At 36.4% G+C, this 26,030-nt stretch carries 33 protein-coding genes and 3 tRNA genes; 12 read left to right on the top strand and 24 right to left on the bottom strand.

From position 1 onward, the window contains the following. The first annotated feature begins 37 nt into the window (after positions 1-37). The gene (locus tag VEU72_02870) at positions 38-1,336 is read left to right on the top strand and encodes a hypothetical protein (GenBank protein HYL66075.1); all 1,299 of its coding nucleotides are present in this window, start codon (positions 38-40) and stop codon (positions 1,334-1,336) included. Positions 1,337-1,415: 79 nt separating this feature from the next. On the opposite strand, the gene VEU72_02865 is transcribed toward VEU72_02870, so the two are convergent. The 3 genes from VEU72_02865 to VEU72_02855 form a co-directional block, all read right to left on the bottom strand. Further along, positions 1,416-1,490: transfer RNA gene (locus VEU72_02865), tRNA-Arg, on the bottom strand. Positions 1,491-1,525: 35 nt separating this feature from the next. Then, entirely contained in the window at positions 1,526-2,374 is an 849-nt protein-coding gene (locus VEU72_02860) for a DNA glycosylase (protein HYL66074.1), read from the bottom strand. 1 nt (position 2,375) lies between these two features. Further along, complete coding sequence (locus VEU72_02855) at positions 2,376-3,632, bottom strand: MBL fold metallo-hydrolase (GenBank protein ID HYL66073.1); 1,257 nt, start codon at positions 3,630-3,632, stop codon at positions 2,376-2,378. 115 nt (positions 3,633-3,747) lie between these two features. Between VEU72_02855 and VEU72_02850 the strand changes: the two genes are divergently transcribed. After that, positions 3,748-3,969, top strand: a complete 222-nt coding sequence (locus VEU72_02850; protein ID HYL66072.1) for a hypothetical protein — start codon at positions 3,748-3,750, stop codon at positions 3,967-3,969. Between the two features lie 122 nt (positions 3,970-4,091). Further along, on the top strand, positions 4,092-4,394 hold the full coding sequence (locus VEU72_02845) for a 4Fe-4S binding protein (GenBank protein HYL66071.1): 303 nt from the start codon (positions 4,092-4,094) through the stop codon (positions 4,392-4,394). Between the two features lie 34 nt (positions 4,395-4,428). Here VEU72_02845 and tgtA read toward each other — a convergent pair whose 3' ends face one another. Continuing rightward, the gene (tgtA, locus tag VEU72_02840; protein HYL66070.1) at positions 4,429-5,946 is read right to left on the bottom strand and encodes a tRNA guanosine(15) transglycosylase TgtA; all 1,518 of its coding nucleotides are present in this window, start codon (positions 5,944-5,946) and stop codon (positions 4,429-4,431) included. Between the two features lie 32 nt (positions 5,947-5,978). Further along, on the bottom strand, positions 5,979-6,533 hold the full coding sequence (locus VEU72_02835; protein ID HYL66069.1) for an AAA family ATPase: 555 nt from the start codon (positions 6,531-6,533) through the stop codon (positions 5,979-5,981). Between the two features lie 73 nt (positions 6,534-6,606). Here VEU72_02835 and VEU72_02830 point away from each other — a divergent pair, with 73 nt between their 5' ends. Both VEU72_02830 and kae1 read left to right on the top strand, forming a co-directional pair. Next, complete coding sequence (locus VEU72_02830) at positions 6,607-7,800, top strand: redox-regulated ATPase YchF (GenBank protein HYL66068.1); 1,194 nt, start codon at positions 6,607-6,609, stop codon at positions 7,798-7,800. 1 nt (position 7,801) lies between these two features. After that, the gene (gene kae1 / locus VEU72_02825) at positions 7,802-8,785 is read left to right on the top strand and encodes a KEOPS complex N(6)-L-threonylcarbamoyladenine synthase Kae1 (protein ID HYL66067.1); all 984 of its coding nucleotides are present in this window, start codon (positions 7,802-7,804) and stop codon (positions 8,783-8,785) included. Here kae1 and VEU72_02820 read toward each other — a convergent pair. After that, positions 8,782-9,105 (bottom strand): hypothetical protein, encoded by a 324-nt coding sequence (locus tag VEU72_02820; protein ID HYL66066.1) that lies wholly within the window; start codon positions 9,103-9,105, stop codon positions 8,782-8,784. The genes kae1 and VEU72_02820 overlap by 4 nt on opposite strands. A gap of 95 nt (positions 9,106-9,200) precedes the next feature. Between VEU72_02820 and VEU72_02815 the strand changes: the two genes are divergently transcribed. Both VEU72_02815 and rdgB read left to right on the top strand, forming a co-directional pair. Next, entirely contained in the window at positions 9,201-9,821 is a 621-nt protein-coding gene (locus VEU72_02815) for a KEOPS complex kinase/ATPase Bud32 (protein HYL66065.1), read from the top strand. Continuing rightward, a complete protein-coding gene (gene rdgB / locus VEU72_02810) occupies positions 9,787-10,374 on the top strand; it encodes an RdgB/HAM1 family non-canonical purine NTP pyrophosphatase (GenBank protein HYL66064.1) in 588 nt (195 codons plus the stop codon). The genes VEU72_02815 and rdgB overlap by 35 nt, the downstream gene beginning before the upstream one ends. Here the strand turns inward: rdgB and twy1 are convergent. After that, positions 10,334-11,362 carry a 4-demethylwyosine synthase TYW1 gene (twy1, locus tag VEU72_02805; protein HYL66063.1) on the bottom strand — a complete coding sequence of 343 codons (1,029 nt, stop codon included), beginning with the start codon at positions 11,360-11,362 and terminating at the stop codon, positions 10,334-10,336. The two genes, rdgB and twy1, sit on opposite strands and share 41 nt — an antisense overlap. Before the next feature lie 71 nt (positions 11,363-11,433). Next, entirely contained in the window at positions 11,434-11,577 is a 144-nt protein-coding gene (locus tag VEU72_02800) for a hypothetical protein (GenBank protein ID HYL66062.1), read from the bottom strand. Positions 11,578-11,757: 180 nt separating this feature from the next. On the opposite strand from VEU72_02800, the gene VEU72_02795 reads away from it, so the two are divergent. Then, positions 11,758-12,810 carry an alcohol dehydrogenase gene (locus tag VEU72_02795; protein HYL66061.1) on the top strand — a complete coding sequence of 351 codons (1,053 nt, stop codon included), beginning with the start codon at positions 11,758-11,760 and terminating at the stop codon, positions 12,808-12,810. A gap of 92 nt (positions 12,811-12,902) precedes the next feature. Continuing rightward, a tRNA-His gene (locus VEU72_02790) sits at positions 12,903-12,974 on the top strand. Positions 12,975-13,192: 218 nt separating this feature from the next. Here VEU72_02790 and VEU72_02785 read toward each other — a convergent pair. Then, complete coding sequence (locus tag VEU72_02785; protein HYL66060.1) at positions 13,193-13,321, bottom strand: hypothetical protein; 129 nt, start codon at positions 13,319-13,321, stop codon at positions 13,193-13,195. A 140-nt stretch (positions 13,322-13,461) separates the two neighbouring features. Between VEU72_02785 and VEU72_02780 the strand changes: the two genes are divergently transcribed. Further along, positions 13,462-13,677: a hypothetical protein gene (locus VEU72_02780; GenBank protein HYL66059.1), complete on the top strand. Its 216-nt coding sequence runs from the start codon at positions 13,462-13,464 to the stop codon at positions 13,675-13,677. Positions 13,678-13,789: 112 nt separating this feature from the next. Here VEU72_02780 and VEU72_02775 read toward each other — a convergent pair whose 3' ends face one another. The 15 genes from VEU72_02775 to VEU72_02705 form a co-directional block, all read right to left on the bottom strand. Further along, positions 13,790-14,137 (bottom strand): hypothetical protein, encoded by a 348-nt coding sequence (locus VEU72_02775; protein ID HYL66058.1) that lies wholly within the window; start codon positions 14,135-14,137, stop codon positions 13,790-13,792. Positions 14,138-14,188: 51 nt separating this feature from the next. Continuing rightward, entirely contained in the window at positions 14,189-14,956 is a 768-nt protein-coding gene (locus VEU72_02770; GenBank protein HYL66057.1) for a methyltransferase domain-containing protein, read from the bottom strand. Between the two features lie 26 nt (positions 14,957-14,982). Next, positions 14,983-15,252 (bottom strand): UPF0147 family protein, encoded by a 270-nt coding sequence (locus VEU72_02765; protein ID HYL66056.1) that lies wholly within the window; start codon positions 15,250-15,252, stop codon positions 14,983-14,985. Positions 15,253-15,299: 47 nt separating this feature from the next. Further along, positions 15,300-15,608, bottom strand: a complete 309-nt coding sequence (locus VEU72_02760) for a non-heme iron oxygenase ferredoxin subunit (GenBank protein ID HYL66055.1) — start codon at positions 15,606-15,608, stop codon at positions 15,300-15,302. Positions 15,609-15,649: 41 nt separating this feature from the next. Next, complete coding sequence (locus VEU72_02755) at positions 15,650-16,510, bottom strand: fumarylacetoacetate hydrolase family protein (protein ID HYL66054.1); 861 nt, start codon at positions 16,508-16,510, stop codon at positions 15,650-15,652. A gap of 6 nt (positions 16,511-16,516) precedes the next feature. Further along, positions 16,517-18,226 carry a glutamate--tRNA ligase gene (locus VEU72_02750; GenBank protein HYL66053.1) on the bottom strand — a complete coding sequence of 570 codons (1,710 nt, stop codon included), beginning with the start codon at positions 18,224-18,226 and terminating at the stop codon, positions 16,517-16,519. Continuing rightward, entirely contained in the window at positions 18,227-19,207 is a 981-nt protein-coding gene (locus VEU72_02745) for a polyprenyl synthetase family protein (protein ID HYL66052.1), read from the bottom strand. Then, positions 19,207-19,878, bottom strand: coding sequence for an isopentenyl-diphosphate Delta-isomerase (gene idi, locus VEU72_02740; protein ID HYL66051.1), 672 nt, complete (start codon positions 19,876-19,878; stop codon positions 19,207-19,209). The genes VEU72_02745 and idi overlap by 1 nt, the downstream gene beginning before the upstream one ends. After that, the gene (locus tag VEU72_02735; protein ID HYL66050.1) at positions 19,853-20,593 is read right to left on the bottom strand and encodes an isopentenyl phosphate kinase; all 741 of its coding nucleotides are present in this window, start codon (positions 20,591-20,593) and stop codon (positions 19,853-19,855) included. Before VEU72_02735 ends, idi begins: the two co-directional genes overlap by 26 nt. A gap of 105 nt (positions 20,594-20,698) precedes the next feature. Further along, entirely contained in the window at positions 20,699-21,127 is a 429-nt protein-coding gene (locus VEU72_02730) for a polyketide cyclase (GenBank protein ID HYL66049.1), read from the bottom strand. An 8-nt stretch (positions 21,128-21,135) separates the two neighbouring features. Beyond that, positions 21,136-22,086, bottom strand: a complete 951-nt coding sequence (gene mvk, locus VEU72_02725; GenBank protein ID HYL66048.1) for a mevalonate kinase — start codon at positions 22,084-22,086, stop codon at positions 21,136-21,138. Further along, positions 22,083-22,919: an AmmeMemoRadiSam system protein B gene (gene amrB / locus VEU72_02720; GenBank protein HYL66047.1), complete on the bottom strand. Its 837-nt coding sequence runs from the start codon at positions 22,917-22,919 to the stop codon at positions 22,083-22,085. Before amrB ends, mvk begins: the two co-directional genes overlap by 4 nt. Positions 22,920-22,923: 4 nt before the next feature. Continuing rightward, positions 22,924-23,595, bottom strand: a complete 672-nt coding sequence (rpsB, locus tag VEU72_02715) for a 30S ribosomal protein S2 (protein ID HYL66046.1) — start codon at positions 23,593-23,595, stop codon at positions 22,924-22,926. Positions 23,596-23,604: 9 nt separating this feature from the next. Beyond that, a complete protein-coding gene (locus tag VEU72_02710; GenBank protein HYL66045.1) occupies positions 23,605-24,843 on the bottom strand; it encodes an enolase in 1,239 nt (412 codons plus the stop codon). A 1-nt stretch (position 24,844) separates the two neighbouring features. Then, positions 24,845-25,081, bottom strand: coding sequence for a DNA-directed RNA polymerase subunit N (locus VEU72_02705; GenBank protein HYL66044.1), 237 nt, complete (start codon positions 25,079-25,081; stop codon positions 24,845-24,847). Positions 25,082-25,135: 54 nt separating this feature from the next. On the opposite strand from VEU72_02705, the gene VEU72_02700 reads away from it, so the two are divergent. Then, a tRNA-Leu gene (locus VEU72_02700) sits at positions 25,136-25,220 on the top strand. 92 nt (positions 25,221-25,312) lie between these two features. Further along, entirely contained in the window at positions 25,313-26,023 is a 711-nt protein-coding gene (locus VEU72_02695; protein ID HYL66043.1) for a carboxypeptidase-like regulatory domain-containing protein, read from the top strand. The last annotated feature ends 7 nt before the right edge of the window (positions 26,024-26,030 follow it).

The raw sequence follows: 26,030 nt of genomic DNA, 5'->3' as shown, positions 1-26,030 counted from the left end.
AGTGTACCTTCACTGCTATAAATTCAATAATGTTGTATTGAAAAATTGTGAGCAGATCATAAAAAAGGTAAATACTACAAACTCACTTGCTTTCTCTGATGAGGACCGCAGAGCCGTGCGGTCTGATGTGGGAAAAAAATTGACATACAACGAGACAATACACAAGACACAAACCGTTCGAAAGAGTCCAACAAAGAAAGAAAGACTGCTAGCCGATCCAGACGTAAGACGATGGTACAAAAATGTAGCAAGAGGTAGTCCAAATTCAGCCGAGATAAATCTTAGAAGGCTGAGCAAATTCTGCGAGGATCATCAGATCACACCGATGCAAGTTGCAGAATTGGGAATCAAAGACGTCAGGGAAGTAACTGATCTTCTACAAGACCACATATCATGGATGGAAAGCAGAGGCAATGCTCCACAATACATCAAGGGAACCATAACTGCGGTAAAGTCATGGCTGCATCATTTTGATGTCTTCGTAAAAAGAAGAATCAAGATAGCAAATGTAGACTCGACGCCAACTTTAGAAAAAGAGAGAGTGCCACAAGGAAACGAACTTGCAGAACTTTTCAGCAGGGCAAATCTCAGGGCTGGTGCCATAATGTCACTGATTGGCAAAGCTGGTCTAAGACCTGAAGTGATGGGAAACTACAACGCGACAGACGGGCTGATGATAAAGGATCTACCTGAACTTGTCATAAAAGAAGGTCTGGCTACATTTGCAAGTAAACAGCCAAGAATCGTGGTAAGAAAGACACTCTCAAAAGCAGATCACGAATACTATACCTTCCTGACAGACTTTGGAACAAAGAGGCTGTTAGCCTATCTAAATGAGAGGCTAATTTCGGGAGAATCTTTACTGCCTGAATCTCCAGTCATAGCGCCCTTCACAAGGTATGGCAGACATAGAGGAGAAAACATCGGCAAAAGATTCGTGGAGACATTGACAATTCGCAGGGAAATTCACAAAACAATGCGACCAAGATTTCTGTGGAGACCGTATGTGCTAAGAGCTTTCTTTGACACGCAACTACTCATCGCTGAATCTCGCGGAAAAATAGCACATGACTTTCGCGTATTCTTTATGGGACACAAGGGAAACATGGAAGCCAAGTACACAACCAACAAAGGAATTCTTCCAGACTCGCTCATTGATGAAATGAGAAATGCATTTAGTCGATGTGAAGAATTTCTTGATCTGGAAAAAGGTGAAGTTCCTCCACTTGAAAAACAAAAAGAAGAAACAAAAGAAAAACTTGGAAGTCTAACACAAGAAGAAATGGAGCTGTTGCAAAAATTGTTGCAGAAAATTGGCGACAAGAAAACAGAATAAATAACACAGAATCAAAATGTTGTCTATTTCGAACGGAAAATAGTTGACAAAGTCACATGACGCGCTAAAACTGATAAAGCGGGCCCGAAGGGCTTCGATCCCTTGACCACTGGATTAGAAGTCCAGTGCTCTGTCCAAGCTGAGCTACGGGCCCAAGATTGGGCACTGGGTTACCATATTAAGGGTTTTTCACAACCAACTTTTTTTGTTTAGGTCTCTTTCCATTTTGAAAAGAAACTGTTGTGAATATCCTGCATATGCTCCAAAATACTCTATGATTTTTTCATGGATACACTCATAATTTTTTTCCGTGAGGGATTTTTCTATCAAACCAGAAAATTTCTTTGAATAATATTTCTGGAGAATTCTTTGTGTCCACCTATCAATTGGAAATGCCTCTAATTTTTCAAGTGAGAATAAGAGTATGCAATCTGCAACTTTATTCCCAATACCGTAAATCTCTTTTAATTCTTGTTTTGCTGAATTATAATCTGTTTTTTTTAACAAATTAAACTCTATGGTACCAGAATTAACAGTTATTGCCGCATTCTTTACGTATTTTGCTCTAAATCCAAGACCGCATGAAAGCAAATCATTCAGGCTGGCCTTTGCAAGCTTATCGACATCAGGAAAAGTAAAAAATTCATGACCGTCAAAATCTGTTTTCTTACCAAATTTTCGGCAAAGTCGTTTTAACATTTGTTTAATGTTTTGTATAGATGAATTTGATGAACAAATAAAAGAGATATAGCATTGAAATGGATCTTGTCTGAGTAATCTTAGACCTGGAAAGTGTTTTACGGCAGATCTTACAAGACTGTCTTTGTTTATCTCTTTTAGAATTTTTTTCATATTGTCATCTTGTCTGAAAAAATTACTGACCTTTTTTTGTGATGAAGTTATATCAAAAGGATTTTGTTCTACTCTTAAAACCTCTGTACCATTTATCCCATGCCATATTCCATCAATTTTGTCCCAGAGAAAAACTTGACCGCTATTGATAGTACTATCTATATTTATTTTTGAAAATTCTTGCATTTTAAACGGTAATCTCATCGCCCAATTTTGGCGCTATGGCGTCAAACCCAAACTTCTCATGAATCTCTTCTGCAAATTTAGTACATGAATCACTGTCTCCATGAACCGTCAGAACTTTTGGATTTCCTTTGATTCGTTTCATCATGTCAAAAAGACCAGTTCTATCAACATGCCCAGAAAATTCGAATTGTCTTACTTCAGCTTCTGCTTTGACATCGTTTCCTCTAATGTTCGCCTTGCCAGTCTCCAATAATTTTCTGCCAGGTGTGCCTTCACCCTGATATGATACAAGAGCTATCCCATTTTTTTTGTCAAGTGCTAGCTGTTGTAAATAATAAACCGCAGAACCGCCAACTAACATTCCAGCAGGGGAGATTACTACACATGGTTCTTTTAGAGCGCGTTTTCTTTCCTGCTCTCCTCTTATCCATTCAGCATGGTTGATTGAATCTGCAAATACCTTTGAATCACGTAAATATTCTGGATATCGAAGCATTATTTCATTAACCTTGACTGCCATTCCATCCATGATCACTTTGTGCTTGAATTTGGCGTTTTTTAGGACACATGCAATTTCTTGTGATCTTTCTACAGAAAACGAAGGTACGAAAAGAGAACCTTTTCTGTCTAAAACCTCGTAAGCAAACTCAATGAATTTCTCCTCAGATTCTTCTCGTGGCATCTGATCAGTCTGGGAATACGTACTTTCTGTAATCATTAAATCAATTTCGCCAAAGTCAAGATCAGCTTCTCGTAGCATTCTAGATCCTCGTGGATTTATATCACCAGTATAGAAGAGTCTCTTATCTCCAGATTCTACTATGACTGAACCTCCACCAACAACATGTCCTGACTCGTGGAGTTCAAAGGAGGCATTGCCGCGAGTAATTTTTTGCTTGAACTCTATCTCTTTAGAATGCATGATCATATTGGTAACTTCAGGAAATTCAAAAGGAAGAGAATTCTTTCCTAGTCTTAACATATCTTCGATCAAAAGTCTAGAGAGATCAAGTGTTGGTGCGGTGGCATAAACGTCTGTGCCGCCATTTACAAAAAGTGACGGCACGTTACCAGAGTGGTCAAGGTGCGCATGTGTGATAATTACTGCATTGATATCTTTGGGCCTTACATGAATTGGATATGCTGGTTCTTTTCCCAGTGAAACACCATAGTCCAAAAGAAAATTAGCGCCATCACAATTAACTTGAAATGCCGATCTACCTACCTCTTGGGCAGCCCCAAGTACTTTTACTTGCAAGAATTCAAAGTCTTCTCAAAGGACCTTTAAACCTTTAGCGTTTTTCAATCCGTCAATTATAATATCTTTATAATTTACAAAAGACTTAATTAGATCAAATAAAGATGATCTGACCATGGGTAGAACCTTTGAACAATGGTGGAATACCATCCCAAAAGACCTTCGAGACAAAGTTCGAAAGGGCGATGAGGGAAACAAACCATTACTAAACCAGATAAATTGGATTTGGGTTCATAATATGATGAATCAAAAGGGTGATCTAAATCCTTCTGCCGCTGAATTACTTGATTGGGTAACGAGCGGACAAATAGACGCAATGCGTCAAACCAAGAAGTAAAATAATCATTATACTTTCTTTTTTGTTTTTTATTTTCTATATTCTATTGTGAAAAATTTCTATAACTCTGTTATGGATTTTGCAGATGGTTTAAATAGCAAACGGTGAAGATCAAAAACAGAATGCCAATAGCAATCATTCCAGACATAGATGAACAAAGATGTATAGGCTGTGCGCTTTGCGTAGAGATCTGTACTTCTCTTGGTCCAGACGTACTTCGTGTCAAGCCCGTTGAGGGTTGGAAGAGAGGTAAAGCATTTGTCTTTTATCCAGAAAGATGCATCTCAGACGGTGCATGCATCGGAGTTTGCCCAACAAAAGCAATCTTTTGGATGAGACCAATGAATTACACTGCTGGTCAACCAGTTCCTCTCCACAAGAACGGAGTATTCGTAAAAGGCTGGGCAGAAGACGCCGCACTATAAGCGGAATCTGTTCTCGCACTCTTTTTTATTATTTTTAAATTCGATTAAGAAATTTTATTTTGATCTTTTTTGGAAGCATTTTTGCATAATGTTTTAGAAATTTATCATTTGCAATGTATGCGGTTTTAAAGCCATTGTTTGTAAAGAATTTCTTCCAAGTATCTGTAAACTCTGGAAATTCATTTTCACTAAATGATGTTCTTGGCATAACATAGTGTGCAGCTGGATACATGTCAGATATTTCAAGTGGAATTATTCCAAGGAAGGGATTGAATTGACAGAATTGAATGTCATCATAATTTTTGGCAAATTTTTTTCTTAGTTTGTTATATTCTTCTGAAAGATAAAACGGTCGCATTGTCCCATCAGGTATTATTATTACAGTATCCTTGGTTGACTTGAAATTACGAACCGTATTATGAAATGCTGCTATTTCTGGGCGGTACTGGTCTTCCTTTAAGTACAAAAAGATGGCTTTTTCCTTGAATCTTGGAGTGGTATTCATAAAATACTGATGATTTTCAGTAAAGACATCTATAGTTTCGAAAAGCTTGGGATGTGATCTGGCCTTTTTAAGAACATATTCCCACAACCTTCCCTCATGAATGGCCTCTTTTACCCTATCCACTTCAGCTTTTATTGCGTACAGGTTGTGTAGTGCAACCTGGTTTATCCTTTCTACATTTTCAAGTGACTGGATTTCTCTTGGAGTATGTTTTGAACACACTTCACAATTACAAGAAAAATATGCCATGTCCTCTAGTCTCATGGTGCTATCTTCCATAATGTACCTGCCATGTTTTGCATAGAGCATGTATGATGCAGAATCAAATGTGTCACATCCAAGAGCAACGGCAAATGGAATTGTTAATGGATGGCCTGCACCAAAAAGATGTAAAGGAATAGAATCAGGTATTTGTTTTTTAGCTGTTATTATCATATTTGCAAGAAGTTTGTATTCATATGATTCCATGAATTCAACTGGACTGCCAAGAGCTAACATCTTAAACCCGTATTCTACCAAAGCTTTTGTTGATCTCTTTACTAGATCAAAGTGCTCACCACCTTGAATTGGACCTAGCCAGATCTGACCGTTTTCTTCAGAATTGTCAAGAGTTTCTTTGGAAACTCTGAGCGTGTGATCGACGTAGGACTTTGCTCTTTTTTTTGAAAGACCATATCCAGTTGGTCTATCAAGTGGAATTGCAAAATCAGTTCTTATTTTTTGTTCAAATAACGCCATGTCTTTGGGATCGACGTCAACTTTTCCATATTCTAGTACTTGATAACCACCAGAATCTGTCATTATTGCACCATCATAATTTATGATGTCATGAATTCCACGTCTTGCTGCCTCATCTCCATAGTTGTTCATTGTGATGTAAGCATTTGTTATGACAAGATCAAAACCCATCTCTCTAATTTTTTTTGGAGGAATTGTCTGTTTTACGGGATGAATCACTGGTACATAGGCTGGCGTCTCAATTTTGCCATGATTTGTGTGTAATATTCCTATTCTGGCAGCAAGATCGCTCTTTTTAATCTCAAACATTTCTTATATCATCTGTGGAGCATTATTTGAAGTTAGTAGGGAAAGAACCTCTTCAAATCTCCTTTTTTTGAAATTAATCCAAGCCAATCGACTCGGTCTTCTTGAAATTTACTTTTTTCAAAAATCACTTCGATTCTTTTAACAACTTTGGAAACTGAACTAAGACTAGTATCAATTTGATGAGTCTTTGCTGAACCAAATTTTTTCAAAGTATCATAAAATGTTATTCCTAAAATCTCGCTTCCCAAATTTTCTATTGTTTTTTGTTTAGAGTATTTTCTTTTTTTATAAACAGAAATCAACTTATATGGACTTTTTCTTAGAACTATTGCTGTCTTGATTTTATTTCTTGGTATTACATATGGAGCCAAGTGTCCTACTATGAGAGAATGGGTTGTAATTTTTTTCTCTAGAATTTTTTGCAAATCTTTTGTATCTACATCTAGTGTTTCTTTCCTTCGCACAAATATGCCGCTTTCTATAACTACCTCGTTTATGTCGATAAGGTCAAGGTCTAGATTCTTTGCAATCTGTTTTGCTACAGTGTGTTTTCCCACTCCGGGGTTTCCAGTTATTACTTTAGACAATACATACCATCAAATCAAATTGGATTAAACGATTTCTGCAATACTAATAAGAGTAACCATTAGAAAGATTCCCATGCAAATAGGACTGCTGGGCAAAACAAACGTTGGTAAATCTACCTTTTTTTCAGCTGCAACAGAGACTACTGCTCAAATTGGAAATTATCCGTTTACTACAATTGAGCCAAATGTAGGAATTGCATATGTAAAGACAGAATGTGCATGCAAACATTTTAGAATTAATCACAAACATCCTCTCTGTGTAGGAGGAACTAGATTTATCCCTGTTAAACTAATTGATGTAGCAGGTCTTGTTCCTGGTGCACATGAGGGCAAGGGATTGGGCAACAAATTTTTAGATGATGCAAGACAAGCCGAAGTTTTAATTCATGTAGTTGATGCTTCCGGTTCCACTGATATTCTAGGTCACTCTATTCCCGCAGGAACGCATGATCCACTTGAGGATGCAAAATTTGTTGAAGAAGAGTTTGATCAGTGGATGAAACAAATCCTGCAGCGTGAATGGCAAAAGCTAACGCGAGAAATGGAAAGCAAAGGTGCAAAGCTTGTGCAAGGAATAGCTCAAAGATTCAGTGGACTTGGCATAAAAGAATATGACATTGAAATTTTAATTCAGCATCTAAACCTGCAAATGAAAAAACCTGTAGATTGGACTGAAAATGATCTGTACACCTTTGTAAAAGAATTAAGAAAAAAAACAAGACCGATGATAATCGCTGCAAACAAGGCAGATCTGTGTCATGATATGTCTGTAATTGATAAGCTAAAAGCACATGGACCAGTAATTGCATGCAGTGCAGAAACAGAACTGCTTTTACGAAAGGCATCAAAGAGTGGTATCGTTGATTATTCTCCAGGAGAAAAAAGCTTCAAGATAAAAGATGGAATAAATCTAAACCCACAACAACAAAAGGCTCTTGATCTTGCAAACAAGGTAATTACTAAAATTGGAACAACAGGAGTGCAGCAGATCTTAAATTCTGCATGTTTTGATCTTCTCAAACTAATCACTGTGTATCCTGTTGAAGATGAAACCAAGCTTTCAAACAAGGATGGTGAAGTATTGCCAGATGCAAGATTGTTGTTTCCAGGTTCTACAGCAAAAGACTTGGCCCAGACAGTGCATGCTGACTTGGCAAAGGGATTTTTGCATGCAGTAGATGCTAAAACAAAACAGAGGATAGGGGCACAGCATCAATTAAAAAACGGGGATGTTATCAAAATAGTGTCAACTTTGAGCAGGGGATAAAATGTTAGGCCTTGGAATTGAAAGCACTGCACATACATTTTCGTGTGCAATATTAGAAAAAAAAGGAAAGAAGGGAAAAATTCTTTCAGATATTAGAAAGATCTATCGACCCCCTGATGGTGAGGGAATTCATCCACGTGAAGCTTCTAGACATCATGCTGAAAACTCACCAGAAGTTCTCTCAGAATGCCTACAAAAAGCTGGCGTAAAAATGAACGATCTTGATATTATTTCATATGCTGCAGGACCGGGGCTAGGACCTTGTCTGAGAATTGGTGCAGTTGTTGCAAGATCTTTGGCATCATATTATAAAATTCCAGTATATCCAGTGAACCATGCATTGGGCCACATTGAGCTTGGAAAGATGCTAACTGGAGCAAAAGATCCTTTGGTATTGCTTGTTTCTGGCGGCCACACCATGATCCTGGCATTTTTATCAAAAAAGTGGAGAGTCTTTGGAGAAACCTTGGACATTACACTAGGACAACTCTTAGATCAAATTGGAAGATCAGCTGGATTTGCATCTCCATGTGGAACGAAAATTGAAGAGCTTGCGTCAAAGTCAACCAATTATGTTAACCTCCCATATGTAGTAAAAGGAAATGACGTTTCATTTTCAGGTCTTCTTTCTGCAACAAAGCAAATAATGCCAAAGGGTTTAGAGGATGCTTGTTTTTCATTACAAGAAACTGCGTTTGCAATGATTGGCGAAGCTACAGAACGCGCGCTTTCATTTACAGGTAAAAAGGAATTACTGATAGTGGGTGGTGTTGCTGCAAACAAAAGACTATCAGAAATTCTACAAAGCGTCTGCAAAAGACACAACTGCAAATTTTTTGTTTCTCCAAGACAATATGCAGGTGACTGTGGTTCTCAAATCTCTTGGACAGGTTTACTGGAATCTTCCAAAAAACAAGGTGTTCCTTTAGAGGAAACTTTTGTAAGACAATCTTGGAGACTAGATTCTGTAGAGGTAATGTACTAGTTTTTTTGTGCTGATATGGCTTCTTCTATTGCTTTGAGCCATTTGCCTGTGTTAAATACACCAAATTTGTACGTCTTTTCATCATCATCTGTTTTTACTTTGATTCTGACTTTTGTTATTAACCAGCCCTCTTTACCGGCCTCAACAATCTGGTTTAGCTTGACATCAAGAACCGTCTCACCAATTTTTTTTGAGAAATCTGCTATTCTACCTTTTGTCTTATCAAAGGCAATTCGCATATTTGTTAGTGTCAAAACTCCAATACCTAATGAATCCTCGGAACAGTCTTCTTGCATTATCCTCTTTTCAGAATCTTCCATGATGGTATGATCTCCGTCTACATGTTATAACTCTATTTTCTGTTAAATAGAAAGGATTGTCATTTAAATTACGTTTTAAGTTAGTATACACGCTATTGAAACTGTTAAAAAAAGGCGCAGAAGCTGACATTTATCTCACAATATGGGATGGAAAAAAAGCAATTTTAAAAATTAGACAAAAAAAAGATTATCGCAATGAAATCCTTGACAAAAGAATACGGATGCAAAGGACAGTACGAGAATCTGAAATAATTTCTGATATCAAGTCATTTGGTGTACATTCACCGCTTGTATATTTTGTTGATCCAAAAAAATGTGAAATCTACATTCAGTACATTGATGGAACTCCAGTTAAAGATCTCTCAAACCCTAAAATAATTAAAACATGTGAGGAGATAGGAAAGATTGTGGGGTTGTTGCACAAAAATGGAATAATGCACGGAGATCTTACCACATCAAACTTTATCATACAAAAAGGCAAAGTCTTTGTCATTGATTTTGGGCTTGCACAAAGAACAGATAAAACAGAAGATCACGCAATAGATCTGAGATTGTTCAAAGAAATTCTAAATAGTGCACATGCTCATATTATGGAAAAAGCTTGGACTTCATTCCTTCGAGGATATAAAAAAATAGTTGGCGTTTCAAGACATAATCGTGTTCTAATACAGGTAGCTGTCATTGAAAGTCGAGGAAGATACGCCAACGTTGTCTAATGTTTTATTTGCGTCTTCAAATGAAAACAAGTACAAAGAAGCAAAAGAAATACTATCAAAATTTGACATAAATCTAGACTTTTTCAAATGTCATCTTGAAGAAATTCAGGCAGATACCTTAGAAGAAATAGCATTACACAAAGTCACTCAAGCATTTTCACAATGCTCAAAACCAGTAATCGTAGAAGATGATGGGCTTTTTATTGAATCACTAAATGGTTTTCCTGGTCCTTACTCGGCTTTTGCATTTAAAACAATTGGAAACAAGGGAATTCTAAATTTATTAAAAGCAAAAAGAAATGCAAAATTTCAATCTGTCATAGCGTATTGTGAAAGAAATAATGACGTGATGCTGTTCAAGGCGACAGTAGATGGAAAGATTTCAAGAAAACTGATGGGCACCAAATGGGGCTATGATCCTATCTTTATTCCAGCAGGTCAAAACAAAACATATGCCCAATTAAGAGACAAAAATTTAGTTTCACACAGATATCTTGCACTACGAAAGTTTGCTACGTGGCATTTACATGGGCAGCAATCCAGCGGTCGATGATCCTATTTTGATTCTGCAGTACTACAATTCTAGAAACTGAACTCTCATCCATTACTGAATAAATCTCACTTTGTTTTACAATCTCATCTGCGAAATGTCTTACTTCGGGCATTTCTAGTGTGTTTGAATATTCTAGTCTGTTTGTAGAGCGTCCAACATTCATGTAGGATTTTGTTTCAATAAAATGAACATTGGCACGCTTGAGCATCTGGGCAAACTTTGGAATCAACTCCTCGCTAGTATTGTAATCTTTGATCAAAGTGATCCTAAGTACTGTTCTTGTATTTAGCTTTGAAAGCATCTCAAGACTAGTGTTCCATCTTTTCCATGCATTACTGTATCTTGGCTTATTTATTTTTTGGAATGTTTCCTCGTCTGGTGCATTTGTAGAAAGATAAAGCTGGGTTGGTAAGGCATCTTCATCTTGCAGTCTCTGTATCATGTCTGGCTCTTGGCCGTTTGTTACAAGAAAAATGGATTTAGTTTCAGGAAAAGTCTTTAGGTATTTTATCAAATCAGGAAGCTGCGGATACATTGTTGGCTCTCCAGACAGAGAAATGGCATAGTGACTTGGAAGCAATGACTCGTCAAGCTTTTTTCTGTCCTGTCGGGGGTCGCCATAATGACCCATGATCAACTTTCTTCTCTCTTCCATCAGATTGGTGACAATCTCTTCTGGTGTTGCTACTTTATCTGGAGGCATTTGCATAGAATTGTAAAACTCCATTGGCCTCCAGCAGTATACGCATCTGTTCTCACAATACATTCCGGCTGGAGAGAATTCCATGCACCTGTGGGTTGTTATTCCATAAAATTTCATTTTGTAACAATCACCCTCACCTTTGAATGATTTTTTTGTCCAATGACACAGCTCTACAGTAGAATGATCGGAGATTCCATACTTTGCCTTTTTTAGCTGGCTTGTTATCTTTGGCGTAATCTGTATTATTTCGTTATTAGACTCAACAGTCTCGCCAGAACAGCTCATGGGTTTTATTTCTTCTAGTTTTAATTAAATCTACAGATAATGTTTGAAATTTTTTAACACGTAGATTGGTTTTACAGGCACGGATTGTTTTCTACTGGAATGCACAGAATTTTTTGCAAGTAAATCATTCCATAAAATACGAGAACAGCACTTATTCCCATTGCAACATACCATTTTACACCTTTGAGCATGTTTTGAAATATTTTTTCAGTCATAAATAAACCTACAGCTGATTGTCTAGCTTGATTATATATCAATAATCTAACATAAAATTTACAAAATTTTATTGTATTATTTTTTATTACATCACAAATAGATAATTTATAATAAAACAAAATCTCATGAGCAGATAATTTGCATAACTATCTTATATTACAGGCAAAATACCACTAGACATGGAAGCCGCAAGGATAGTTAAGGTAAACGAACCCTTGGAAGTTCAAAAACTTGAAACTCCAAAACCGCGAGGCTCCCAAGTTTTAATCAAAGTTCAATCTGCAGGTGTTTGTCACAGCGATATTCATCTCTGGGAGGGAGGCTATCAGGGCATTGGGGATCAATTTATGAAAACAACTGATAGGGGAGTAAAATACCCATTGACTCCTGGACATGAGATTGCAGGAGTGGTAGATACTATGGGTGAGGACGTAGAGGGATTTTCAAAAAATGACAAAGTTCTGGTCTTTCCTTGGATAGGAGAAGGCTTATGTCCTGCATGTAGAGTGGGAGAAGAAAACTTATGTGATAAACCAAGGTCACTTGGAGTTTACAATGATGGCGGTTATGCAGAATATGTACTAGTACCAAATTACAAATATCTTGCAAAAATTGGTGACATGGATACAGATACTACTGCACCATTGTCATGCTCTGCACTAACAGCCTATGGTGCAGTAAAGAACACTGCTATAAAACCGTCAGATAATGTTGTTATAGTTGGTGCCGGTGGATTGGGATTGATGGCAATGCAGCTTGCAAAAGCTGTTACTGGTGCAAGGATTATTGCCATGGATGTAAATGACGATAAATTACAGGTTGCAAAACAAAGTGGTGCTGATCTTGTTATTAATTCCAAAAAAGAAGATGCTGTAAAAGCTGTTATGGAATTAACTGGAAATCTTGGTGCTGATGCTGTAATTGATTTTGTCAATGCATCAAATACTGTGGAAATTGACATGCAAATACTTCGAAGAAGGGCTAGAGTAGTTCTTGTAGGACTATTTGGTGGAGCGTTGCAGCTAAACTTGGTTACAATGCCAACAAGGGCATACAAGCTTATTGGCTCATACACTGGCTCGATGACTGATATGATTGAATTAATCTCTCTTGCAAATAGAGGAGTGATTAAACCACTTGTCTCAAATCGATTCAAGCTTAATCAAGCCACAGAAGCACTATCAATGCTAAAACAGGGCAAGATAATCGGTCGCGGAATAATAAACCCCTGATTTTTCGTTTTTTGGTTTTTACTTACGCAATAGACAAATTCTAAATGTATCAGTTAAGATTAATACTGGACTGGAAAGGAACGTTCTTTGTGGCCCTTGTAGTACAGTGGCCAGTATAGGGGACTGTGGATCCCCGGACAGGGGTTCGATTCCCCTCAAGGGCCTTTTTTATTTAATTTCTAGATGAAATTAGAGTCTAATTGTTCCGTCTTACAAGCTTTTCTATACATACACCATACATCACCATAAGAGCTGATTTCTATACTTGCACCATGCTTACACTATATACAGAAAAACACCTGTGAAGCTTGCAGAATTAAAATCGAGGTGATAACAAATGGATCACTTTGATTCAAAACGCTAAAGCAGATCGTTCCAAGAATTAAAGATCCTCAATCTTATTTTGAACCTTACTTTTACAGGTAGGACATCTACTATTATGGTCTGTTGCAGTTATGGAATAAACAGTTCCACAGAATCCATATGCACATATGCTATCCTTCTTTACCATACCGACCAATCTATTTCCAATGTTGGAAACAGATAAAGCTATCCGACAAACCTACAAGTAACAGAATCAATAGAACAATGTTTAGGAAAAATATTTCATACTAACGTAAATACCATGCTCTAGTAAACCATTGAGATAGCTTGAAAGAAAAGGTGGATCTTAGCATCGATTCTGATAGAGCAAAAGAAATAATGACAAGATTTCTTGAACAACATCATACTATTGTTGAAATTGAAGATGCTGTCTTGAATGATGATATTTGGACAATCATAGCATTACTTTCATCTCCAAATGATAAAACAAGAAAAGTTCGAGTAGATGCAAAGACTGGCAGAATTATTGATTGGTCTAAGTGAAGAATAATACAACCGACTTTTTACAGAGATAAGATCATCGCTGATTTGACAAAACCCAAAAAAGAATTACTTATAACAAACTCATCCTGTACAGGCAAAACAAGTCTTTGTTTTAAAATATTCCAAACTTGCTTGATTCCATCTCTTCTTTGATGGCAAGCTTTACCTTCAAGTTTTTCTGAGTAACCTTCTCGGTAAGCCAAGTCAAAAATTTCTTCTCGAGGCTGCTTCCATTGATTCTATCAAAGTCAGGACCAAGCTGGTCTGAAAGCCTTTGTACCAGTGATTTATTGACACAAACTACGTAAAAGTGCCAACCAAAGGCAAATTCAGAATCAGTGACAATAAACTCGTTTTCCCCATGCACCATCTGTTCCAGATTGCTCAGAGTAGAAATTATCGCCTTACTGGTGTTATCATAATCAATGGCAGACACGTTGATGTTTATTCTATCTTCCATCAAATTTCATACGTCAATTCTAGATAAAAGCTTGACTGATTATTTGTTCACCTAATCTTCATTTAATAAATATTCAACATCAATGTTAAAGTACGTCCGTAGCAGGCTGATGTAGTTTTTTATGGGTATGGGTATTTCATGCCCGCATGCAACTCCAAGATTTTTTGCATTAATCCATATGACAAGGGACTGTAGTATGGTAAGAAAGCGATCGTTACCTGCATCTGGTGAGCCTATTGCTCTAGTATAACGCTCAGCAAATTCCCATGCAACTACAAAATCTATACAATCTGTTCCAAATACAGAAAGAAGTTGTTCTTGCAAGCTGGATGCATTCTTAAACGGAACCATGTTCAAGATGTAAGGAAAGTCTACCGTGTCTGGTAGAATGCCTGGAAGTGGTCCCCAAATTGTTATTATTCTACAGCCTTCTTTCAGGCTAGAAAATTTTGGCATCATTTTTTCAATTATGTTTTGATCTGAAAACCAAAAAAGAATCACGGTACCATCGCTGATGTCTGATTCTAAAATATTCTGACACTGCAGAATTCCATTTGAAATCTTCTTTTCTTCTAATAATTTTTTTGCAATAGATATTTTTTCTATATCATTATCAATTCCTACTGATTTTTTTACACCAAATTCTTCTGCAGCGATTGCTATGCCATTTCCGTTTCCACATCCAAGATGATAAAACACATCATTCTTGTTTAGTTGAGAAAATCGAAATATTTCTCTAAAAGCATTGTCTGGAAGCTGAACATCCTGACCTGATATTATAGACTGAGGAAGTGATGCTAGATAATCTTCTATTTTCACAAGTAATCCAAGTTATTTTACTAAATTTATTCCCTTATTCTCTCAAGTGCGGAAACTGCTTGCCATAGTGTTACTCGTACATAGGATGGCATGTTAGGATCCTGTGTTATCTCATCTAGTGTACTAATGGCATTTGAGGCTCTTACAGCAACTGCATGTTCTTGTTTCCTAAGCTCAATAATCAACTCACTTATGCTTTTTTTGATATTTTTTGGAGTAGAAGGATTTGAAACTATGTCATCAAGCGTAGTAATGGCCGCGTTTAGTGTTTCTGTGTTTTGAGCTTTGTCGACCATTGTACATCTGAGCTAACCTAATTGTGTTGATTTTATAAAGTTTGCACTTAGAGCTCTAGGAAGACGTTTTCAGATTCTACTACTACTTTGTATGAATTCAAATCTTTTATTTTTGCTGGAAATGCGTGAAGCTTGGCTGCCTTACAATCAAACTTTGCTCCGTGCCAGCCACATGTTACTATGTCACCTTCAAGAGTACCTTCTGAAAGACTTGCGCCAGCATGTGTGCAGGTATCATCCATAGCGTAAAAATTACCATCTACATTTACTACAAGTATCTCTTTTCCATCGACAGTAACTTTTTGCATCTTGCCAGCTGGAATGTCAGATGCTTTGCCAACGATAATTTTTCCCATGCTGGTTTTGAATTTTTAACTCAATTAATGTTTTCTGTATTCTAAACGAATTTTACAGTGTTTTCAAGCTTGCCAAGGCCTTCTATTTCCATTTCTATTTTATCCCCGTCTTTCAAAAACACCGCATCTGGTTTATTTAACATCACTCCAGCTGGAGTTCCAGTTGATATGATGTCTCCTTTCTCCAAAGTCATAACTTTGCTTAGCATAGAAACAATGGTGTAAACTCCCAAGAACATGTTTGAACTAGAGGAATTTTGTCTTATCATACCGTTTACCTTTGTTACCATTTTCAGATTTTGGGGATTTGGTATCTCATCTGCAGTGGTAATCCATGGACCACATGGTGCAAAGGTATCGAATCCTTTTGCACGAGTAAATTGTTTGTCCCTTGCCTGGATGTCTCTGGCAGAAACATCGTTTAAAATCATGCACCCAAAAATTGCACTTTTGGCTTGTTCTTCGGTGATGTTTTTACAATCTTTTCCTATGATTAGCGCCAGTTCTATCTCATAGTCAAGCTTTGAGACAAATGAGGGGCAGATTATCTCCGAAGTAGCTCCGTTTAGTGTAGTTCTTGGTTTTATTATTATTGCAGGCTCGTCTGGGGGTATGAGATTTTGTTCTTTGGCATGATCCTTGTAATTAAATGCAAGACAAATGATCTTGGAAGGATTTGGTATTGGTGCAAGAAACTTTACATCTGAAATGTTTTGTGTAAAATTTAATTTTGGAATTTTAGGTTTTACCTCGTCATACCACCCATCAAAAAGAAAGTCCTTAATGTTCTGTGGTATGGGAATTCCTGTTTGAGATGTAATCCCATCTTTAGTAATTACATTATTACCATTTACAAAACCATATGTTTCCATATTGTTTGTTAACAATCTTGCAATTTTCATTTTTTTTCACTTGTGAGTATAGATTGCTTGCATCGCAGAATCTTTTCTGCAATAACCAAATCTGACAAATTGAATTTCTGCGCCCTCATTTAATTCTAAGTAGTGATTTTCTGTATAAGCTTGTAGAGTTTCGAGACTGTCCTCATTGAATTTTTCATTTACAAAGAGAGTTTTTGGTATCAAAATGTTTAATTTTGTCGCAGTTTTTTGTGGAATCCATTGAATCTTTGGCAATTCTGCCTTGAAATCATTATCTGAATACTCTGCTTCTATCTCTGATCCAGTCTTTGTTATTTTTACATTGTAAAGTTCGATCAACCTAATTTGATCTCCGACTTTGAGAGTTTTTGCATCCGATCCAGAGATGTAAAAATTACCGTCAATTTCCACATGCCTCTTACCCATCTCGCTTCTTTGTGGGTGATTGGGAAGTTCGGCTTGTGTAAGCATGTTGTTCTTTATTGTTATTTTTACAGGCTCTGTTACCATAAACAGTCTGATGCTTGTTACATCAATTATTTTTCGGTTAAATGATTCCAGTGTGTCAAATGGTGCAAGTGTATCTGATTTTGTAAAGCTTAGTGAGAGAACAAATTTTCTGATTGCCTCTGGAATTATTCCCCTTCTGCGCATTGCCTCAAGTGTGGGCAACCTTGGATCGTCATATCCTAATACTTTGCCATCTTGAACCAACGGCTTTAGAATTCTTTTTGAGACAGGCATGCCTTCAAACTCTAGTCTTGAAAATTCTAGCATCTTCGGCTTTCTCATTCCAAGCTTGTCCAAAATAGCTTGGTAAAGCTCATTTCGAAGCTCATACTCTTTTGTTCTAAATGCATGAGTTACTCCGTCTATGCTGTCTTCTATGGCAACTGCAAAATCGTAGTTTGGCCAGACTCTGTATTTGTCAATAAGCAATGGGTGAATTTCATCTATTATTCTAAACATTGCTGGATCGCGCATTACTGTATTTTCAGATTGCATGTCGCCGCGAAATCTTACAATTGCTTCTCCAGGTTTGTATTTCTTAAACATGTCATGCCATCTTTTGATATTTTGATCATGATCTCCTGCACGACATTTGCAAGCTTTCATTTCTCTTCGGTTCTTGCTTATTGTCTCCTTGTCGCACGTACAAACATATGCGTTATCTGCTTCTATCATTTCCAATCCTTTTTTGTAGATTAATTCCATATCATCTGAAGTGTTCTTGATTTGATCATATCTTACTCCAAGCCAATCAAGCCCGACTTTAATTGCCGCATAATATTCTAGCCTTTCATTTTCAGGATTTGTGTCATCAAATCGCAGTATTAGTTTTCCACCATACATCTTTGCATATTCCTCATCAATGATTGCAGCTTTTGCATGACCTATATGCGGATAACCGTTTGGTTCTGGAGGAAATCTTGTTACCACTTTTCCCTGTTCTGCACCTTCAAGTGGCGGCAATCCTACTCTTTCGTGTTTTGATTTTACCACTAGTAATTCTGGAAAACTACTTTCAAGCTCAGCTTTTTGCTCAGCTAATGAAATTTTGTTAATATTTGAAACAATTTCTGTAATTAATGGCATTATCTCCTTTGCCTTGGTCCTAAGATCTGGCCTTGTACCAAGTATTTTTGATATTACTGCATCGTTACGGGTTTTTCCCTCATGTTCTGAAGCATTTTGTAAAGCTATTCCCCTGATAGCCTTTCTGACATCATCTTCCAATTATTGACGCCTCTCTACTACAAAATCTAAAAGAGACAATAGCTCATTTTTTGCTGAACCCTTGTAGCTTGATAGTGATTTTTTTGCTGCGTTAGAATACTGTAAAGCCTTTTTCCTAACTGCATTTTCTATTCCCATAGATGATATTATTTTTACTGCATTTTCTAATTCTTTTTTTGATATGGTGGAATTTCCAAATGCATTTAGAATTGTTTTCTTTTTCTGACCACTCGCTTTGTTTATTGCAAGAAGTATAGGAAGTGATTTTTTACCTTCGCGTAAATCATTTCCAACAGGTTTTTTTGTAACTTTCGGATCTCCAATTATGCCAATTAAATCATCAACTATTTGAAATGCAACTCCTAGATTTATCCCAAAAGAAGAAAGGTTTGCAACGTCTTTGCTTTTTGTATTTGCGCTAATTGCTCCCATTGCACATGCAGTGGCAAATAGAGCTGATGTCTTTTTTTCTATCATTTCGATGTATTGTTTTTCTGTAGGGATTTTTTTTGACTGGGCCATCATTATGTCAAGTGCTTGACCTTCACACACCTCACTACATGCCTTGGCAAGATTGGAAACTAATCTAAGACGTACATCTTTTGGCATCTTAGAATCATGTGAAATTGTTTCAAATGCTTTTGAAAACAAGACATCTCCAGCTAAAATGCCCACCGGTATTCCAAATTTAGTATGTGTTGTAGGTACACCATGTCGCATTTCGTCATTATCCATAATGTCATCATGAATTAATGTGAAATTGTGAACCATTTCTATTGCTGCAGCTGCAGGCATTGCTTGTTTTATATCGCCACCTAGAATTTCACAACTCTTTATGACCATAAATGGCCTTAATCTCTTACCGCCATGCTCTATGAGATATGAAGCTGCCTCGTAGATCTCTTCTGGATTGCCATGAAGACATGAGAGAAGAAACGAATTTACTTTTTTTGCATTTTTTGATATGGAATTAAATGACATTATTTTTTAAGCTCCCATTTGTTGTCAGGAAAATGATGCTTGAGTGGTTTTTCAAGAATTTGTTTGACATCCTCTCTAATCCACTTGTTCAAAATTGAATTGTGTTGTGGTAGTATGTCTTTTTTGGATTCTGACAAAAAATACAATGCAACAATCATCCACGGACAGTAGATCTGAGGTGATTTTTTAATGTCATTTAGAAGATCATCTAATGTATTCCATTTTATGTCCTTGATTTCTTCTTTTACTAATTTTATTTTTGTAGGATCATCAACTATACCAATCAAAGTTCCACACACTTCGTTTTCAGAACCAATGTCCTTGTATGGAACATGGTATTCAAATTTGAACAGGTAATCAAGCTTGCAAGATATTCCTAATTCTTCTGGTAGTCTTCTTTCTGCAGACGAAACATATGTCTCTGATTGTCTTGGATGACTTGCTACAGTTCCGTCCCAGTCACCTGGCCATAACATCTTGTCCATACTGCGCTGTGTTAGAAGCAACTTTCCATCTCTATTAAACAAAAGAATTGTAAAAGCTCTATGCAACTTGCCATTTGGCAAATGACACTTTACCTTTTCCTCAGTTCCTATTGGGTTATCATTATTATCTACCAGAATCAAATATTCCATGTCTGTCCTTTTATCCTCTGAATACAGTCCCTTCAAATTTTTTACCTTTTATAGCGTTTACAATTCTCTCAGGTTTGTTACCATTTACCAAAAACACGTTAACTCCACCCTTTGAAATCATAATGGCCTCTTTTATTTTACGAGTCATGCCACCCGTAACGTCCATTCCTACCTTTGAAATGGTAATCTCCTGACCCTTTATCTCATAAAGGAGTTTTTTTGTTTTCATGTCTGAATATACTCCATCTACATTTAACACAAAAATTGCTAACCTTGGTTTTAGAACTTTTGCCAAGATTTCCATAATTTTATCTCCAGATAAAATGTAGAACTGGTTTTGACCGTGCCACAATACATCGCCATATGATACCGGAACAAGTCCATTTTTGGCAATTCTTAAAATCTCTTTTACTTTTTTAGTGTCAGCTTTATCACCAAACATAAAATCAGTTGGAGGTAAGCAGTAAGGATTTAGTTTATTTTTTAAAAATGAATTCAAGATTATCTTATTCAATTCTATCATAGAATTTTTTACTACTGCTACACCCTTCTTACTATATTTTGCAGGTTTTGTATGCATGTCATATTTTACTGACCAATAGTGGCCAAATGATCCTCCGCCATGCACTATGATTATAGGCTCTTTTACTTTTTTTAATTGAATAGCAATTTTGTTTATTGCCAAAATGTTTGGAGTCAAAGGCTGTTGCTTATTGGTTATGATAGAACCTCCAAGCTTTATCAAAATCATATTTTTTTCAGCAATTCTCTCGGTTTAAAAAGTATCTATCTGCAAGAAAACCAAAATTTCATTCCTAGGCACAAGCATGAGCAACATAACCCCAAAAAAGATGTTTCAAGTTTCTATTGCCCTTGTAAAATCATCAAAATATTCATTAATGATTTTTTGAATCTTATTTGATGAAAAAACACTGGTGAATCTGAGGAAACCTCTTAATTTTAAGTCAATGTCAATTGTGATTCTGGTACCTCCTGGTACACTTTCATATTTTTTTATAAAATGACTTCCCCTTGCATCTCCGGACAAAACAAAAGTTTCATGAATTTCAGGCTGTTTTATCACATTTTTAGTCATGATAGCAAATTCTTTACCTGCTATTTTTCCATGAATCTCAACTACAGAAGTAAACTCGCGAACTGAGCGTATCCTGATTAGTTTGAAATATTGCGGTAGCTTTGATGTAAGACTCTCAAAATCAGTTCCTGCTTTGAATGCCTTTTCTCTTTCTACATTGATAGTCTTTACAAGTTGTATTTTTTGCAATTTTATTCCTAAGTGCATACAAGTCCATTAAAATCAATTTTAGCAGAAAAACATTCACTATGGGTTTTTAGATTAGATAGGGTTTTTTCAAGATTGGACTTATCCACAAGTGCAATTACGCATCCTCCACCGCCAGCACCAGTTATTTTTGCACCAAATGAAGTTTTTTTAGCCTCTCTTACCAAAAGTGCAAGCTTTTCAGTGGAGATGTTTATTCTTTCCAGTAAATCTTGATTCTTTGACATTAGTAAACCAAGTGATTCCAGATCCTTTTTTTCTAAATGCACAAGAGCATTTTGAATTAGGATTGATTCCTGATCACAAAATGAAGCAAACAAGTCCTCATTATTTTCCCGAAATCTTCTTACGTTTTCAACAATCTCGCTAGTAAAATGTGCTTGTTTTGAATTTGCAATCACAAGATCAAAATTAGCGTTTGAGTTGATCTTTTTAAAACCGTTTTTCATATCATATTCCATCAGTCCGCCAAAAGTACAGACAGAACAATCTGCCCCTGATGTATTTTCAAATATGGTACGTTCAGCTTCTATTGCAATTTTCAAAATTTCCTCTTTTGGCAACTTTTCAAATAATCCCATAACTGATGCCGCAACTGCAACACAACAGGCAGATGAGGAGCCAAGACCAATACCTGCAGGAATCTCAGAGTCTATCTTTATTTCAATTCCAACATTTTTCCCCGATTTTTCTAATGCCTTTTTTGCAATATACAAAAATGGTTTCATTACATCCATGGATCTGTCCGGCTTTGATAGTGAATCTGTATTTATTTCCATATTACCAATATCGGATTTTATCTTGATCTTTTTTTCATCAATTATTTGCGATGTGGCTGTAATTCGCCTATCAATAGAACAAAGTATCGCCTTTATGCCATACACAACAAAATGCTCGCCAAATAAAATGACCTTTCCAGGTGCTGAAGCAACAGATTTCATGAAAACACGATCGATGCATATCCTACCACAGAACTCTTGTCACCTGTTACATCGCCGCTTGTAGCATACTTTAACAACCTTCCTTTTTTTGCTCCAAGCTCCTTGCAGGCCATCATGGTAGATGCGATCGCTCCATATCCGCATGCGCTAACTTGTTTTTCTTGTAAAACTCTGTAAAATTCATCTAAATCTAAATTTAAGATTGGTTCTATTATGGCAGAATCCTGTTTGTGCGCAAAATTGTTTTCTTCATAATGTGTAAAGTCAGAGGAACCAATAACTATAGTTTTTCGCATCTTTGTAATCTTTGCTATTGCAGAGCCTACCCTTTTTGTAGTCTGGTAGTCTTGATTTATCAAAATTATAGGAAGTATCTTGAATTTATGAGAATAAATTTCTTGAAGCATTGGTATCTGGACTTCTAAACTATGATCCCTCGTATGGGAAAAAAAATCCAACTCGATGTCTTTGAAAATTTTGTTTATTTCCACGGCACATTCAGTGTCAACTTCTACTTCGCCAAGAGGAGTTTTCCACATGCCTTCCTTCATCACTGCAACATTACAGCCTATTCCATAATGGTTTGGGCCAGTAATTATGACAAGTTCAGGTTTTTGTGATGATATAGAGTAAAAAGAATTTGTTGCTACTGGGCCAGAATACATGTAACCTGCATGTGGAGAGATAATACCAAGAATTTTTTCATTGTCTGATGTTGGAGGAATTTTTCCCGGTCCAAAAGGATGCAAAAAACAATCATGTATGGCAGTTTTTAACTCATTTTTTTCTTTTGGATAGAACATGCCAGCAACAGCTGGTGTTCTTACCTGCATTACTTTATTGCCTCGGAGTTCTACCGAATCTTGGTGTAGGTTTTTCTGATTCTTCTTCCAACTCTTCTTCTGTAATCTTGGTCTCAAAGTCATCAATTTCGTATTTCATTGATTCATTTGCTTTAAGCTGACCTTTTTGCAAAAGTATCTCTCTTGCCAAAAGCCAGTATATTGCAGCTAAAGATTTTCTTCCTCTGTTGTTTGCTGGAATAATAAGATCAATCTTGGATGTTATGTTGTCTGTGTTTGAAATACCGATTACTGGAATTCCTGCATTTGTCGCTTCAAGTATAGCTTGTTCATCAGTTTGTGGATCAGAAATTAAAATTAGTTGTGGTTCTATGTAATATGGCAATAGTGGATTTGTCAGAGTTCCTGGCATGAATCTTCCAAGCATTGGGGTAGCGCCAGTTACCTCACAGAATTTTTCTATTGGTGTTGTTGCATATTCTCTTCCAGAACATACTATCACTCTTGAAATCTCTGCTCTGTTTATGAATTTGGCCGCAGTTTGAATTCTTGCTAGGGTTTTCTTACTGTCAATAATGTAAAGTCCTTCATTAGTAGCCTTTGTAATAAATGGAACCATGAATTTTGTTTTAACTTGAGTTCCTACCCTAATACCAGTAGATAGAACGTATTTTTCCATATGCTCAAATTCTTCTTGCTTACTCATGTTGTGTTTTTAAATCTCTGCCATTCCATGTATTAAATCATACTCTGTGATACGAAGCAATTCATTGAGCTTTGCTACTCTTTCGCCTCCAACTACACCAACTTTTAACATCTTTGATTTTGTTGCGATTCCTATGTGTGTTATGTGTGAATCTATAGCTTCTCCAGATCTATGTGATGTGATCAGTTTAATCTTATTTTTGTGAGCTTCCTTTGCAAATTCAAGTGCATCATAAAGACTTCCAGCTTGATTTACTTTCAAGATGGCTGCATTACATGCTTTTAATTTTGCTGCTTTTTTGAGAATTTCCGTATTTGTGACAACCAAATCATCACCAGTTATCAAAACTTTGGGAAATTTGGAGGTCAGAATAGCCATTTCTTCAAAGGCTTCTTCATGAACTGCATCTTCAGCATAAACAAGTTTGTATTTTTTTATTATTTCTGAGACAAATTCTATTTGTTCTTCAGGAGTGTTTTCAAAACCTTCTCTATCGTAAACGTATTTCTTTTTCTTTTCATTCCATTGAGTAGATGATGCAAAATCTACACCAAGTGTGACTTCTTTTCCTAAAGTATAGCCCAAATTTTCACAAGCCTTTGCAGAAAGTTCTAGTGCCTTTTGATTGTCCAATTTAGGTGCCCATCCCCCTTCATCACCACGTCCATTAGTAAATCCTGAATCATTTTTTTGAAGAACTTTTCTTAGTTCTTTATGTACTGCAAAGTTTACCTCTATTGCATCATTTACTGTTTTTGAGCCCTTGGCACAGATCAAAATCTCTTGAATGTCTGGAGTTCCAGGACCAGCATGTGCCCCGCCACCTAAAATATTTCCTAGTGGAAAAGGAAACCTCAAGTCAGTATCCTTTGTTAATAATTTGAACAGCGGTATGCCAAGGGCTTTGGCTGCTGAATCTACAGCTGAAATGGTAACCGCAAAAGCAACTGAACCTCCTATCTTTGAATAGCTAGTAGAAGAATCAATTTTCCTTATTGTATCATGAATTGATTTTAAGTTAGAAGGATCAAGTCCTATGAATTTTTTTAAATTTGAATTAAGAGTAACCAGGCTTTTTTCTGGATTATTATCAGGAAAACTTACTGCCTCATGTTTCCCAACACTAGCACCTGAGGGAGCACAAACTCTGCCAAGATGTGATTTATCAGATACAATGTCGACTTCAATTGTTTTACTTCCCCTACTATTGTAAAGTAGTCTTCCTTTTATGGAAGTAATCTTCGGCATCCTATTCTAACTCAGATTGCACTTCTTGCTGTCTTCTTCGAATTGCTTCGTAGAATGGAATAACTTGGTGAATTGTTTCAACCGATGTTAACAACATTGCTCTGCAACAATATCTTTTGAATCCAAAAGAATCAAGAACTTTTGCTGGATCTTCTCCGGATTTTACTCTCGTTTGATAATCCCTAAATTTGTCAGCTATTAAATTTCCACAAGTAAAACATCTGACAGGAATTAACATATTTTCAAAAAGTAATCAAGGCTTATAAAAACCATGCATGGGTATTTGCATAATGCGGGAGTCGCCCAGCCTGGCCAAAGGCGCTAGCTTGAGGGGCTAGTATCTTAGGATTTCGAGGGTTCAAATCCCTTCTCCCGCACTTGAAAATTTTTTTAAACAAATCAAATTTGACTTACTTGATAAAAGTAGTAGATATTGGATCTTAACAAATGAAATTAAATCTAATTTTTAATGAAAATTATTCTTGCTGGAATAATACTTAGTATGCTTTTGATATTTTCTAATATTCATATATCTGATTCATATCTGCAGTATAATCTTCTTGTTACAGTAAAACCAGAAAAATCACCAATCAAAGATACTGAATTTCCAATTATAATAGGAACAGTTACGGACGAAGCAAGCAAACCCATTGTAGGCGCTCTTGTCAAAATTACATTTGCAAAAGAGGTTGTTACTACTACCAGTGATCAATATGGGAATTTCAAATATGATTCTGTACTGCCAATTTTGGCTGGTTATTATATGATAAATGCAGTTGTTACAAAGGCTGGTTATTCCACAGGGTTGGCTAGTTCAACTTTAATGGTAAACTCACCTCCAACTATTACATATAGTAGAGGTATTACAGGAGACCCAATAGTTACTGGAAACTATACTGTCTATCTTGGTAAAGTAACTGATTGGAATCTTGAAACGACCTGTTTCGTAAAGTTTAGTGATCAATTTAAGAGGTTTTTAAAAACATGTGATCTTTATAATTTAGCACCTGCTGATTTTAAGACAGATGCAACAGTAGTTCACTCACTTGCTGTAATACAACATAATGCAGATTATAGACTCTTTCCTGTAAGTGATTATTTTAATGGCTTGACGCTAAATAACACTGCACAATATAGATATGTAGAAAATATCTGGAAAAATTATACTGTACCTAATTAATTTTAAA

The organism is Nitrosopumilaceae archaeon, from assembly GCA_035631875.1.
GTDB lineage: Archaea > Thermoproteota > Nitrososphaeria > Nitrososphaerales > Nitrosopumilaceae > TA-20.
This window is presented reverse-complemented; position numbering and strand designations above follow the sequence as displayed.

Excerpts from the sequence above, each read along its gene's own strand:
- rpsB (HYL66046.1), bottom strand. The coding sequence starts at position 23,595 with ATGAGTAAGCAAGAAGAATTTGAGCATATGGAAAAATACGTTCTATCT.
- VEU72_02795 (HYL66061.1), top strand. The coding sequence starts at position 11,758 with ATGGAAGCCGCAAGGATAGTTAAGGTAAACGAACCCTTGGAAGTTCAA.
- VEU72_02705 (HYL66044.1), bottom strand. The coding sequence starts at position 25,081 with ATGTTAATTCCTGTCAGATGTTTTACTTGTGGAAATTTAATAGCTGAC.
- VEU72_02785 (HYL66060.1), bottom strand. The coding sequence starts at position 13,321 with ATGGTAAAGAAGGATAGCATATGTGCATATGGATTCTGTGGAACTGTT.
- VEU72_02860 (HYL66074.1), bottom strand. The coding sequence starts at position 2,374 with ATGCAAGAATTTTCAAAAATAAATATAGATAGTACTATCAATAGCGGT.
- VEU72_02820 (HYL66066.1), bottom strand. The coding sequence starts at position 9,105 with ATGGAAGATTCTGAAAAGAGGATAATGCAAGAAGACTGTTCCGAGGAT.
- kae1 (HYL66067.1), top strand. The coding sequence starts at position 7,802 with ATGTTAGGCCTTGGAATTGAAAGCACTGCACATACATTTTCGTGTGCA.
- VEU72_02800 (HYL66062.1), bottom strand. The coding sequence starts at position 11,577 with ATGACTGAAAAAATATTTCAAAACATGCTCAAAGGTGTAAAATGGTAT.
- tgtA (HYL66070.1), bottom strand. The coding sequence starts at position 5,946 with ATGTTTGAGATTAAAAAGAGCGATCTTGCTGCCAGAATAGGAATATTA.
- VEU72_02760 (HYL66055.1), bottom strand. The coding sequence starts at position 15,608 with ATGGGAAAAATTATCGTTGGCAAAGCATCTGACATTCCAGCTGGCAAG.
- VEU72_02755 (HYL66054.1), bottom strand. The coding sequence starts at position 16,510 with ATGAAAATTGCAAGATTGTTAACAAACAATATGGAAACATATGGTTTT.
- amrB (HYL66047.1), bottom strand. The coding sequence starts at position 22,919 with ATGCAGGTAAGAACACCAGCTGTTGCTGGCATGTTCTATCCAAAAGAA.
- VEU72_02735 (HYL66050.1), bottom strand. The coding sequence starts at position 20,593 with ATGATTTTGATAAAGCTTGGAGGTTCTATCATAACCAATAAGCAACAG.
- VEU72_02765 (HYL66056.1), bottom strand. The coding sequence starts at position 15,252 with ATGGTCGACAAAGCTCAAAACACAGAAACACTAAACGCGGCCATTACT.
- twy1 (HYL66063.1), bottom strand. The coding sequence starts at position 11,362 with ATGAGCTGTTCTGGCGAGACTGTTGAGTCTAATAACGAAATAATACAG.
- VEU72_02850 (HYL66072.1), top strand. The coding sequence starts at position 3,748 with ATGGGTAGAACCTTTGAACAATGGTGGAATACCATCCCAAAAGACCTT.
- VEU72_02830 (HYL66068.1), top strand. The coding sequence starts at position 6,607 with ATGCAAATAGGACTGCTGGGCAAAACAAACGTTGGTAAATCTACCTTT.
- VEU72_02845 (HYL66071.1), top strand. The coding sequence starts at position 4,092 with ATGCCAATAGCAATCATTCCAGACATAGATGAACAAAGATGTATAGGC.
- VEU72_02710 (HYL66045.1), bottom strand. The coding sequence starts at position 24,843 with ATGCCGAAGATTACTTCCATAAAAGGAAGACTACTTTACAATAGTAGG.
- VEU72_02775 (HYL66058.1), bottom strand. The coding sequence starts at position 14,137 with ATGGAAGATAGAATAAACATCAACGTGTCTGCCATTGATTATGATAAC.
- VEU72_02745 (HYL66052.1), bottom strand. The coding sequence starts at position 19,207 with ATGTCATTTAATTCCATATCAAAAAATGCAAAAAAAGTAAATTCGTTT.
- mvk (HYL66048.1), bottom strand. The coding sequence starts at position 22,086 with ATGAAATCTGTTGCTTCAGCACCTGGAAAGGTCATTTTATTTGGCGAG.
- VEU72_02695 (HYL66043.1), top strand. The coding sequence starts at position 25,313 with ATGAAAATTATTCTTGCTGGAATAATACTTAGTATGCTTTTGATATTT.